The 12,135-nt window shown below is 69.4% G+C and carries 8 protein-coding genes and 1 pseudogene; 2 read left to right on the top strand and 7 right to left on the bottom strand.

Annotation, left to right across the window (positions count from 1 at the left end):
• Positions 1-196: 196 nt before the first annotated feature.
• The gene (locus ABZS37_RS31150) at positions 197-1,552 is read right to left on the bottom strand and encodes an extracellular solute-binding protein (RefSeq protein ID WP_355174909.1); all 1,356 of its coding nucleotides are present in this window, start codon (positions 1,550-1,552) and stop codon (positions 197-199) included.
• Positions 1,553-1,925: 373 nt separating this feature from the next.
• Between ABZS37_RS31150 and ABZS37_RS31145 the strand changes: the two genes are divergently transcribed.
• Positions 1,926-2,951 carry a LacI family DNA-binding transcriptional regulator gene (locus tag ABZS37_RS31145; protein ID WP_355174907.1) on the top strand — a complete coding sequence of 342 codons (1,026 nt, stop codon included), beginning with the start codon at positions 1,926-1,928 and terminating at the stop codon, positions 2,949-2,951.
• Between the two features lie 48 nt (positions 2,952-2,999).
• Positions 3,000-3,968, top strand: a pseudogene (locus ABZS37_RS31140) (family 43 glycosylhydrolase); the annotation flags it as partial.
• Between the two features lie 63 nt (positions 3,969-4,031).
• Here the strand turns inward: ABZS37_RS31140 and ABZS37_RS31135 are convergent.
• From ABZS37_RS31135 to ABZS37_RS31110, 6 genes are all read right to left on the bottom strand, one after another.
• Positions 4,032-6,428 (bottom strand): RICIN domain-containing protein, encoded by a 2,397-nt coding sequence (locus tag ABZS37_RS31135; protein WP_355174905.1) that lies wholly within the window; start codon positions 6,426-6,428, stop codon positions 4,032-4,034.
• Between the two features lie 83 nt (positions 6,429-6,511).
• Positions 6,512-7,363: a sugar phosphate isomerase/epimerase family protein gene (locus ABZS37_RS31130; RefSeq protein WP_355174903.1), complete on the bottom strand. Its 852-nt coding sequence runs from the start codon at positions 7,361-7,363 to the stop codon at positions 6,512-6,514.
• Between the two features lie 6 nt (positions 7,364-7,369).
• Positions 7,370-8,554, bottom strand: a complete 1,185-nt coding sequence (locus ABZS37_RS31125) for a substrate-binding domain-containing protein (RefSeq protein ID WP_355174901.1) — start codon at positions 8,552-8,554, stop codon at positions 7,370-7,372.
• 13 nt (positions 8,555-8,567) lie between these two features.
• A complete protein-coding gene (locus tag ABZS37_RS31120) occupies positions 8,568-9,551 on the bottom strand; it encodes an ABC transporter permease (RefSeq protein WP_355174899.1) in 984 nt (327 codons plus the stop codon).
• A 2-nt stretch (positions 9,552-9,553) separates the two neighbouring features.
• On the bottom strand, positions 9,554-10,525 hold the full coding sequence (locus tag ABZS37_RS31115) for an ABC transporter permease (RefSeq protein ID WP_355174897.1): 972 nt from the start codon (positions 10,523-10,525) through the stop codon (positions 9,554-9,556).
• On the bottom strand, positions 10,522-12,036 hold the full coding sequence (locus ABZS37_RS31110; protein ID WP_355174895.1) for a sugar ABC transporter ATP-binding protein: 1,515 nt from the start codon (positions 12,034-12,036) through the stop codon (positions 10,522-10,524). Before ABZS37_RS31110 ends, ABZS37_RS31115 begins: the two co-directional genes overlap by 4 nt.
• Between the last annotated feature and the right edge of the window lie 99 nt (positions 12,037-12,135).

Below are 12,135 nucleotides of genomic sequence, written 5' to 3'. Positions count from 1 at the left end.
TTCTTTCGGTCCCGCGGGGGGGGGGTTTCCAATACCCCCTCTAACTCCCCCCGGCGGGCCGGTCATACACCCCGCGGGGGGGGGGGGGCGGGGCCCCCCCCCGGGGGGGGGCCCCGCGCGGACGTGGGGTGGGCGGGACGATCCGGCGACGACACCGCGTCGTCCCGCCCGGTTGGTGCGCTGCCGAGGGCAGACGTCATCGGGACAGTTCCTTCGCGTACTCGGCCTGGACCGCCTTCACGTACCCCTCGGGCGTCTGCTGGCCGGCGACCAGCTTCTGCATCTCCGGCGTGATCGCGGCGGCGAAGATGCCACCGGTCGCGTTCGCGGTGAAGTCCACCGCGCCGTTCTCGGCCCCGAGCTGCTGTGACGCCTTGAGGGTCTCGGCCAGAACGGTGTTCGGAGCGGCGGCCGGCACCGGCAGGTCACTCGGGCCGCCGGGGCTGGACCCGCCGACCGTGACCGCGATCTCGCGCGCCTTGGCGTTGGTGTGGACCCAGTTCAGGAAGAAGGCGGCGGCGTCCGGGTTCTTGGCCTTGGCGGAGACACCGAAGGTATTGGGGGCGGACATCGCCACGTGCTTGCCGCCGGAGGACTCGGTCGGGAACAGGAAGAAGCCCACGTTGCCGGGCATCGTCTTGTCGAGGTTGGCCGACTCCCAGTCGCCGTTGAACATGAACAGGCCGTTGCCCTTCTGGAACTCCCCCACCATGCCCGCGTAGTCCAGGGCGTTGGCGTCCTTCGGGAAGTAGCCGGCCTGTGCCCACTTCTGGATGGACTGGGTGGCCTTGAGCGCGGCCGGAGTGTCGAACGTGGCCCCCGGCTTCTGGAAGATCCAGTCGGCGACCTGGGCCGGGTCACCGAACTGGTTCTGCAGCGCCTGATGCGGGAAGTTGATGCCCGCGGTGTTCTTGTTGAACTGCATGATCGGCTGGACTCCGCCGGTCTTCGCCTTCGCCAGCAGCTGCTCGAACTCGGCGACGGTGGCCGGCGGCTGGGTCATGCCGACCTGCTGGGCGAGCTTCTTGTTGTAGAAGACGCCGGTGACGCTGTAACCGAGCCCCATCCCGTACAGCGATCCGGTGCCCCGGGTGTTGTCCCCAACGCGCAACTGCATCAGCTGCGAGGCCGGGAACTTGTCCCAGCCGTACGCGGTGAAGTACGGGTCCAGGTTCTTGAGCAGGTCGTCCTTGACCAGGTCGACCATGGTGGGAAGCCGGATGATGTCGGGCGAGTTGTCCGAGGCCATCACGCGGGGCGCGTTCTCCACGATCACCGTGAACTGGTCCTCGCGGATGTTGAACGTGACGTTCGAGTGCTGCTTGGAGAACTCGTCGGCCAGCGCCTTGGCCAGGGGGAAGCCGGTCTCCGCGTACATCTCCAGGGTGATCGGGGCGGTCCCGAGTTCCGTCTTGACGGCGGCGTCGGGCTCGGCGGTCGACGACCGGTCCTCCCCCGGCGCACTGCAGGCCGTCGCGGTCATCCCGATCGCCAGCAGCGACGCGAGGATCATCGCTCTACGTCGCGGGAACTTTGTCAGCAATTCTGCCATTCCATGACTCCTTGACATCTCCGCGCGTCCCGCGACCCGTGGCCGCGCGACGGCTCCACCGGGACCGCCGCAGCCGGGTGACAGCCACGACGTGTACGTCGTGACCGGTCGCCCCAGCACAGCACCCGTACCGTCATCAAAATGAACCCGGCACGGCCACCGAAGGCGCCCCGCGAGGCGCCAAAAGTGGTCGCTAAACTGATTTAGCAGAGCATGCGCGTGGCGCGGGAAGCTGTCAAGGACAACTTGGCAACGGTGCGGAAACATCGGCTTCACACCACGCCGGGGCATGACCGGCGGGGGACCTCGCGCGGCGACGCATCATGATGGGCAGGAGCGGCGCCTGTGGTACCGCGCCTGATTCGGAGGACTGATGGGCCGCAACAGAGCAACCCTGGCCGATGTCGCGCGGAAGGCCGGGCTGTCGAAGACCGCCGCGTCGATGGTGCTCAACGGCAGGGAGGGCACCCGACTCTCGGCCGAGGCGCACCAACGCGTGTTCGCCGCGGCGGAGGAACTCGGCTACCGGCCCAACCTCGCCGCGCGCAGCCTCCGCACCCGCAAGACGGCCACCATCGCGTTCGTCTCCGACATCGTCGCCACCACCCGGTTCGCGGGCGGCCTCATCCGCGGCGCCCTCGACGCGGCCCGGGAACGGGACCACGTGCTGCTCATCACCGAGACGCAGGGCGACGCCACCTTCGAGCAGTACGCCATCGAGGCCGTGCTCGACCGGCAGGTCGACGGGGTGATCTACGCGGCGATGGCCACCCGACGGCTGACGGTGCCCCCGGCGATCCTCGGCGGCCCGGTGGTGCTGCTCAACGCCACGAGTCCCGACGGCCTGCCCAGCGTCCTTCCCGACGACGACCGGGCCGGCCGCTCGGTCGCCACCGCCTTGCTCGAACACGGCCACCGCGACGCGATCGCGCTCATCGGCCGCAACCGGCTCAAGGAAGACGACCCCGAGGTCTCGCTCGCCGCCCGGGCGCGTCTGCACGGCATCCAGCAGGCGCTGGACGACGCGGGCGTCACCCTCCTGGCCGAGTGCTTCTGCACCGAGTGGTTGCCCGAGCACGGCTACGCCGCCATGCGCGGTCTCCTGAACAGGCCGAAGCGACCCAGCGCGATCATCTGCATGAACGACCGGCTGGCCTTCGGCGCCTACCAGGCGCTCGGCGAGGCGGGGCTGACCGTCCCGGAGGACATCTCGGTGATCTCGTTCGACGACGACCCGATCGCCGCCTGGCTGCGTCCCAGCCTGGCCACCACGGCACTGCCGCACGAACAGATGGGACGACGTGCGGTCGAACTACTCCTGGACGGCGGCGCCACCGAGCCGTCGCTCGTCCCGATGCCCCTGCGCCGACGCAGGTCCCTGGCACCTCCGGCTGGGTGAGCACGGGGGCGCGCAGCCCGGCCTCGTCCGCCGCTAAAACGGTTTAGTGCTAGGTTTCCGGCCATGCTTCGCCTACCCGACCACTGGGTGTGGGACAGCTGGTACGCGCGGGACGAAAACGGCCTCTGGCACGTGTTCTTCCTGCGCGCGTCCCGCGCCCTGCACGACCCGCACCGCCGCCACCGCCGCGCCACGATCGGCCACGCCGTCTCGGCCGACCTGTACTCGTGGCGCCTGGTCGCTGACGCCGTGGTTCCCGCCGACGCTCCGAGCTGGGACGACCTGGCGACCTGGACGGGCTGCACGGTCCGTGGGCCGGACGGACGGTGGTATCTGTTCTACACCGGTGTCGGTCGCGCCGAGGACGGGCTCGTCCAACGCATCGGCCTGGCCGTCTCCGACGACCTGACCACCTGGGAACGGCACGGCACCGAGCCGATCGTCCAGGCCGACCCGACCTGGTACGAACTGCTCGACAAGGACCAGTGGTACGAACAGGCGTGGCGTGATCCGTGGGTGTTCCCCGACCCCGACGGCGACGGCTGGCACATGCTCATCACCGCGCGAGCCAACACGGGGCCGGCGAACACCCGTGGTGTCGTCGGCCACGCCACCTCCACCGACCTTGTCACCTGGACCGTTCAGCCACCGCTGTCGACACCGGCCGGGTTCGGCCACCTCGAGGTGCCCCAGGTCGCGGTCATCGACGGGCAGCCCCTGCTGCTGTTCTCCACCGATGCCACCGGCAGCGCTCGGCGCGACGACCACCGGATCTGGGTGGCGACCGGCCAGACCGTCCTCGGCCCGTGGGACATCGCGTCCGCCCAGCCGTTCACGCACCCACACCTGTACGCGCCCCGGCTGGTCCCGGAGAACACTGATGACTGGTCGCTCATCGGTTTCCTCGACCACGTCGACGAGACGTTCGTCGGGGAACTCACCGACCCCATTCCCGTCCGCTACGAGGCCCCGACCGGGCTGATCGTGGACACTGCGAGGACGGTCGAAAAGCCGTGACCGCACAGGTCCGGGCTGAGGCGTGTCGCCCCGGCCCGGACCCGTTGGTGTCCAGCTCCCAGGTCAGCTGCGCAGCTGCCACTGCTGGTTCGTGCCGCCGTTGCAGGACCAGAGGATCAGCTTCGTACCGTTCGCCGTCGCGGCGCCGTTCGCGTCGAGGCAGAGACCCGACTGGGCGCCCGTGATCGTGCCGTTGGCGTTGATGTTCCACTGCTGGTTGGCCTGACCGTTGCAGTCCCAGATCACCACCGTGGTGCCGTTGCTGGTGCCCTGGCCGGAGGCGTCCAGGCACTTGGTGCCGTAGACCATGAGCTGTCGGCTGGCGGTGGCGGTCCACCGCTGGTTGGTGGCACCACTGATGCAGTCCCAGATCTGGGCCTGCGTGCCGTTGGTCGTGCTGGAACCGCCGATCTCGGCACAGCGACCCGACTGGACGCCCACGATCTGCACGTTCTGCGGGTTGGTGCTGCCACCGCCCTGGACGCCGGCGGCGGTCATCACCGTCTGCGCCCCCGACGGCCAACTGCCGCCGGAGACCGTGACGTTGCCGGAGACGACGTTGCCGCGATCTCCGTTGGTCACGTTCGTGCCGCTGCTGGTCGACCAGTTGTTGGTGACGGTGAAGTTGCCCATGTTCTCCGCGTAGTAGTAGTTGGCGGTGGCCCAGGTGCCGGTGGAGGAGAACACGTTGTTGCGGGCGGTGTAGTAGCGCGAGCCCTCGTCGAAGTAGAGCCCGAACCAGCCGTTGGTGCGCAGGCAGTAGTTCTCGGCGATCAACCCGCCCGGGTTCGCCGACAGCGAGTAGATGCACCCGCCGTCGGTCATCTGCTGCATGACGTCGTGTACGTAGTTGCCGACGACCTGGTTGTTGGCCGCGGTGGTCGCCGTGGTGTAGCGCGGCTGGTAGTTGTACAGGCCCCGGTTCGCGTAGTGCTGGCTGCCGCCGGCGTCGTTGGCGCCCCAGCCGTAGCCGACCGACAGACCGGTGTACGGCATGTTGTAGACCTCGTTGTGCGAGACCAGCGAGGTGTTCACGTAGGTAGTGAGGATCGAGACGACGCCCCGGTACTCCAGACCGAGATCGTGCACCTTGTTGTTGCTGATGGTGACGTTGCGGTTGACCATCCGCTGATCGCTGGGGTGGTGGGCGTCGGCACGTACACCGCCGACCACGATGCCCCCGGCGGAGTTGCGGGCGATCTCGGAGCGGGTGACGGTGATCGTGCTGGCACCCAGGCCGACGCCGCTGGCGTGGGCGTTGGCGTCGTTGCCGATGCCGATGGCCGTCTGCCCGAGGTTGACGAACTGGGAGTCACTGAAGGTGATGGTGTTGGCGGCGGAGACCTGCACGGCGGCGGGCATCTGGTTCCAGCTCGGCCGGGTGGCCTCGAACAGGGGGCAGCCCTCCTGGCAGGAGGTCAGCGCGTCGGCCGGACGGGCCCACGTGCCGGTGATGTGGGCACCGGTCTGCTGGTCGGCGAAGCCGTTGCTGCTGCTGGGGCCGAGCCAACTGGTGCCCGTGAAGGTGATCCCGCTGAACGAGATGTGGTGTGCGGGCGCGTCGTAGGTGCCGCCGACGTTGACCAGGGACTGCAACTGCGGCAACTCCACGCTGACGGTGCTCATGTTCTGCCCCGCGAGCGGGATGTAGTTGAGCTGACCGTTGCCGGGGTTGAGATACCACTCCCCCGGTGAGTCCAGGAACTCGTACGCGTTGGCCAGGTAGAAGGGACCCGCGCGGTGCGGCCTGGAGAGGGTGTCGAACCCGAAGGTGTTGTTGTTCCACGCGGGCTGCTGCATCGTGAGGAAGTTGCCGCTGATGCTCTGCACCGGCGAGTACCGGTCGGTGAACGAGCCGACGCTCTCCACCTCGACCCGGTTCTGGTTGCCGAGGTTGTTGAGGTAGTTCAGCGCGCTGTTGCTGAACCGCATGCCGGCCGTGGTGAAGGTGAAGTCGGCCCGGTTCACGGCGGTACGCGCCCGCGTGGCGATGGCCCCGTTGACGTAGAGCTGGCGGCTGTCGAGCCCGGCTCCGACGTTGGCTCGCCAGATGTTCTTCCCGGAGTCGGCGAGCGACCAACCGGTGACCGCGCGGGCGCCGGTGACCGTCGGGCGGGCGGAGGCCGCTGCCCGCCAGATCACCTGGTAGCCGTTGTTGCCCGAGTCGGCAGCGGTCAGTCGCATCGGCGACGAGAGCCGGTACGCACCGTCGGCCAGTTCCACGACGATGTCACCGGACATCGCGCTGTTCTGCGTCCGCACCGCGGCCTGTGCCGCGGTCAGCGAGCACGGTTGGCTGGCCGAGCAACTGGTGCCGGTGCCGGAGGGCGACGCGTAGAGGGTGGTGGTGGCCGCGAGGGCCGGGGACGCCGAGGCGGTCACCGCGACGAGAGCGGTCAACGCTGTCGCGGCGGCGCCGGCCAGCATTCGGCGCAGCGGCGGGATGGATGAGACGGACACGGGACGGTGCTCCTCACAGGAGAGTGGGGATGGGGGTGGGCGGAACGCCTCGACGAGGCGGAGGTGGTGGTGCCCGGCGGCGCTCACCCGAGGATCTCCCGGAGATAGCGCAGGCCGTCCGTGGCTAGACGGTCCTGCGAGGGGGCCAACGGACGCCAGATCGCCGCGGCGGTGGCGATGGTCTCGTTCTCCGCGGTGAACGACTCGATGCAGATCGCGCCCTGGTAGCCGGTGTCCCGCAGGACGGTGAAGAAGCGGGGCCAGTCGAAGTGGTCGGCACCGGGAGCGCCCCGGTTGGTACCGCTGACCTGGACGTGCTTGATGTGCCGGCCGGCGACGGCGAGGGCCGCGTACGGGTCGGCCTCCTCGATGTTCATGTGGTAGGTATCGATCATGATGCCGACGTTCGACGGGAGACCGTCGATCATCTCGACGGTCTGCTCGATCGTGTTGACGACGCTCGTCTCGTAGCGGTTCAACGCCTCGACACCGATGCTCACGCCCCACTCGCCGGCCTGCTCGGCCACCGGCGCCAGGGCCCGCCGGAAGTCCGCGTAGCAGGCCGCGCGAGCCGCCGGCGACATCCGCCAGGTGCGGCCGACCGAGGCGTACGCGGGACCGCCGACACATCCAGCGCCGACGGCCGCCGCGCTCGCCACGCAGCCCATGAGGTACGCCACCGTCGACTCGACCACCGCAGGTGCGGCGTCGACCAGTTCCCGCCCCGGCGGGGTGACCGCGCAGACACCGGCGGCGACCAGGCCGTGCGCCGCCAACAGGTCCCGGGTACGGATCGGGTCCCAGTCGCCGAGTTGCTCGATCGGCAACTCGACCGCGTCGAAGCCGAACGCGGCGATCCGCGGGATCAGCTCGGCCAGGGCCTCGTCGTCGACTGGCGAGGTCCACACCCAGGGGTTGACGCCGATGGCGTACATCAGGCCCTACTTCCAGCGCTGCGGATAACCGGGCAGGTCGGTGCAGCCGCACATCGCGTAGTGCAGTGGCGGCATGCTCGGATCGAGGTACCGGTCCAGGTTGTCCTGGGTGACGGTCGGCTGCGGCAGCTTCCACGGGCTGGACACCTGCTGGCCGTCGAGGATCTGCAGCGCCGCGATGATCGGCGTACGCCACTGGTAGGTCGGGTAGGTCGGCGCGATCGCGGTGAGCTTCTTGTCCTTCCAGATCTTCAGGAAGTCGAGCTGGTCCTCACCGTTCATCGGCGGAACGGGCTTGCCCGCGTCCTGGAACGCCTCGACCGCCGCGACGGCCACCGCGCCGGCGTCCATCCAGACCCCGTCGATCGTGCCGTACCGCTGGATGTAGTCGTCGACGATCTTCTTGGTCTTGGCCGGATCACCGTCGGTGAACTCGACACCGACGACGTCGACCTTCGCCTTGTCGAACGCCACCTTCGCCGCCGACCAGCGGGTCTCCAGGACGTCGACGCCGGGCAGGATCCGCAGGGCGAGGACCTTGCCGCCGGGCTTCATCTTCTGGCTGACGAACTCGGCCCCGACGTGGCCGAACCCGTAACCGCCGATGGGGTTGATGAACGTCACCGGGCACTTCGTGTTGACACCACGGTCGAAGACGACGACCGGCAGCCCCGCCTTGCAGGCCGCCTCGACGGCCGGGGTGAGCGTGGCGGTGGTGTTCGGCGAGACGATGAGCGCGTCGCAGCTTTTGCCGAGCAGGTCGTTGATGTCCGCGATCTGCTTCTGGTCCTTACCCTCGGCGTCGACGTGCACGAACTCCTTGATGCGGCTCTTCTGCGCCTCGACTTCGGCCTGCATGGTCTTGAACCCGACCTGCCGCCACGGGTTGTTCAGGGCCGCGTTCGAGAAGCAGATCTTGTGTGGGCCGTTCTTCTTGAACTTGGCGGTATCGACCATCGTAGGGTTGAGCACCTGTTCCCACGGCTTGTCGGCCGGGCCCGTCGGTGCCGCGTCGAGCAGCGCGAGCTCGGCGTCGTAGTCGGCCTGCACGAAGAACTTCGACTGTTCCCCGGTGCCGGACCCAGCGGCGGCGGATGCACTCCCCGACGGGCCTGCGGCCGGTTCGTCGGTGGAACAGGCGGCGAGGGACAGCAGGGTGACAGCGGCAAGCGCCGCCATGGAACGTCGCACTATGGTTTCCCCTTTATCTCGACGAAGAACGCGTTGCCGAGACCGCCACGGCGAGCAGGATGATCCCGCCCTGGACGGTCGACCTGAGGGCGCCGGAGACGCCGTAGAAATTCATGAGGGCGAACAGCAGTTCGAGGGTCAGCGCACCGAGCATCGCGCCGACGACCGACCCGCGACCCCCACCCAGCGCGACGCCACCGAGGACGACCGCGGTGATCGCACCGAACTCCAGGCCCGCGCCGGCCTGGAACGACACGCCGCTGTAGCCGCCCAACAGGATCGCCGCCACCGCCGCCGCGAGCCCGCTGAGGATGAAGGCGAAGGTCCGGGTACGCCACACGCGTACGCCGCTCAGCTCTGCGGTGCGCGGGTTGTCGCCGACGGCGACCAGCGTCCGACCGAAGTCGGACCGCATCAGCAGCACCGCCGCCACCGCGACGACCACCAGGACCATCAGCGCGTACGGCACGCGGCCCAGCACCGGCACGTCCTCGAAGGCCCGCCGGCCGAACCGCCGGAACTCCTCGGAGAGCCCACCCTTCGGGGCGCCGTCGGACCACAGGTAGACCGCGCCCACGAGGATCAGGAACATGCCGAGGGTGGTGATGAACGACGGCACCCGCAGCCGCGTCGTGATCAGGCCGTTGACCAGCCCGACCAGTGCTCCGAAGGCGAGCAGGAGCAGCACCACCGGCCAGGTACGCGCCGGGTCGCTGTCGATCAGCCGGGCGGCGACCACCACCTGAGCGGTGACCAGGGAGCCGACCGAGAGATCGAACTCACCGGCGACGATCACGAAGTACTGGCCGGCGGCGAGCAGGATGATCGGTGCCGAACGACCGAGGAAGGACATCAGCGACGGCGGGGCCAGGAAGTCGGGCTGCCGAATGCCGACGAGGACCAACAGCACCGCGAGAATCGCGAGGATCGGCAGGACACCACCGGGACGCACCCGCGGCAGACGCAGCGACAGGGAACGGGGCTGGACGGTCTGCATGGCTAGGCCGCCTTTCGCATGGCCCGGCGGGCGTAGACGGCGACCGCGGCGATGATGATGACGCCCCGGATCACCTGCTTGAAGAAGGCGTCGACCTCGAGCTGGTTGAAGATGGCGTCGATGCTGGCGAGCAGCAGCACCCCGCCGACCGTGCCGACGACGCCGCCGCGCCCACCGGCGAGGGCGGTCCCGCCGATCACCACCGCGGCGATCGACTCCAGGTCGTAGAGGCCCTCGGTGCCGACGCGCGGGGCGCCCGAGCCGAGCCGACTGGCGAGATAGATGCCGGCGAGCCCTGCACACATCGAACACAGGACGTGGGCGGTGACGAGGACCCGGTCGTTGCGGACACCGGAGAGCCGGGCCACCTCCGGATCCCCGCCGACGGCGACCAGATGGTGGCCGAAGCGGGTCCGCGAGAGCGCGAACCAGGCCGCCGCGGTCACGGCGATCAGCAGCAGGAACGACACCGGCACCGGCCCGACGCGCTGGTAGCCGAGCGCCTGCACCAGCGAGGGTGCGGTGGCGCCGGCCGGGCCGTCGTAGCCGTTGTCGAGGTAACCCTTGAGCAGCAGCCCGACGCCGAGGGTCGCGATGAACGCGTTGACCCGGAACCTGGTGACGAGGAGCCCGTTGAGCAGCCCGACGCCGGCGCTGACGACGAGCACCAGACCGATCGCCGGCAGCACCGCACCGTCGCTGCCGTTCATCGTCTCGGCCGCGACGAGTGTGCTGAGGCTGATCACGTACGCCACGGAGAGGTCGAGTGAGCCACCGAGGATGACCAGGGTCTGGCCGACGGCGACGAGCCCGAGGCCGGCTGCGACGTGCAGCAGACTCACAGTCGTGGACTGGTTGAAGAGCTGACCGCCGTCGAGCAGGACAACCAGCCAGCCGATCGCGAGCGTGAGGGTCAGGGCCACGAAGACGCCCGGTACCGGACGCCGGGCCGGCAGCAGCGACAAAGCGCTCACTGGACCGTCTCCCGTGTGGTGGTGCCGACCGCCAGGGCGACGACGTCCTCCTCGGTCGCGCCGGCGGGCAACTCGCCCGCGACGTGGCCGTCCCGCATGACGACGATCCGGTCACTCATCCCCAGCAACTCCGGTAGATCGGACGAGATCATCAGCACGGCCGCGCCATCCCGGGCGAGGCGGCGGACGAGGTCGTGAATGGCTGACTTCGCGCCCACGTCGATGCCCCGGGTCGGCTCGTCGAAGAGCAGGATCCGTGGGTTGAGCGCGAGCCATCGGGCCAGCACGACCTTCTGCTGGTTGCCGCCGGACAGGAAGCGGATCTCCTGGTCGTCGCCGGCGCCGCGGATCTCCACGGCGGCCAGCAACTCGCGCACCCGGGCCGTCCTCGCCGCCCGGCCGGACCGAGCGGCGAAGACGGCCCGGCTGGCGAGCAGCGCGTTGTCGAGCACCGACTGCCGGGGGACGATCCCCTCGCCCTTGCGGTCCTCGGTGACGTAGGCGATGCCGGCCCGCATCGCGGTGCGGGGTGAGCGCAGTCGGACCGGCCGGTCGTCGAGCGTGACGTCGCCGGTCGTGAACGGCGACACCCCGAAAATCGCACGGGCCAGCGCGGACCGCCCGGAGCCCTGTAGGCCGCCGATGCCGAGCACCTCGCCGGCGCGCAACTGGAGGTTGACGTCCCGCAGCTTCCGGTTTCCCGCGTCGCGAAGGTTGAGCCGCACCGGACCCCGGTCCTCCGGGGCGGCCCGGTCCGGGTAGTAGCTGGACAGTTCCCGGCCGACCATGTGCCGCACCAACTGGTCGGCGGTGGTGTCCGCGGTGTCCACTGTGGTGACCCGACGGCCGTCCTTGAGAACGGTGATCCGACCGGACAGGTCGAAGACCTCGGCGAGCCGGTGCGAGACGTACAGCAGCCCGATGCCCCGCTCCTGGAGGCGGCGCACCAGCCCGTAGAGCAGCTCGACCTCGTGGTCCGCCAGCGCGGCGGTCGGCTCGTCCATGATGAGCAGCCGCGCGTCCAGGGCGAGCGCCTTGGCGATCTCGACGACCTGCTGCTGCGCGACGCCGAGCCGCCCCACCCGGGCGTCGGCCGGCAACGTGGTCTCGCCGATCGAGGCGAGCAGTCGCCGGGTGCGGTCGAGCATCCCGCGACGGTCGACCAACCCGCGGCGGACCGGCTCGTGTCCCAGGTAGACGTTCTCCGCGACGGTGCGCTCCGGGAGCAGGTTGAACTCCTGGTGGATGATGCCGACGCCGGCCCGCTGGGCGTCGCGCGGACCACGGAACGTGCGCGGTTCACCGGCGAACTCGACGGTGCCCTCGTCCGGGACGTACCCGCCCGAGACGATCTTCATGAGGGTGGACTTCCCGGCGCCGTTCTCACCGACGACGGCGTGGACCTCGCCCGGCGCGACATCGAGGTCGACACCATCGAGAACGCGTACGCCGAGGAACGACTTGCCGATGCCCCGGAGGGTGAGCAGCGGCGCCGGCGGTGGGTCTGACATCCCGAGAGCCCTCACAGATAGTAGTCATTGGCAAGATCCGTACACCGGTCCCCGGTGGCTTCGAGGCGCTGGACACCAAACTTTCGCCGCTAGCGCGGC

The sequence above is a fragment of the Micromonospora sp. NPDC005413 genome (assembly GCF_040606435.1).
GTDB lineage: Bacteria > Actinomycetota > Actinomycetes > Mycobacteriales > Micromonosporaceae > Micromonospora.
Note: the sequence above shows the minus strand (reverse complement) of the source record. Positions and strands in the feature narration are given on the sequence as shown.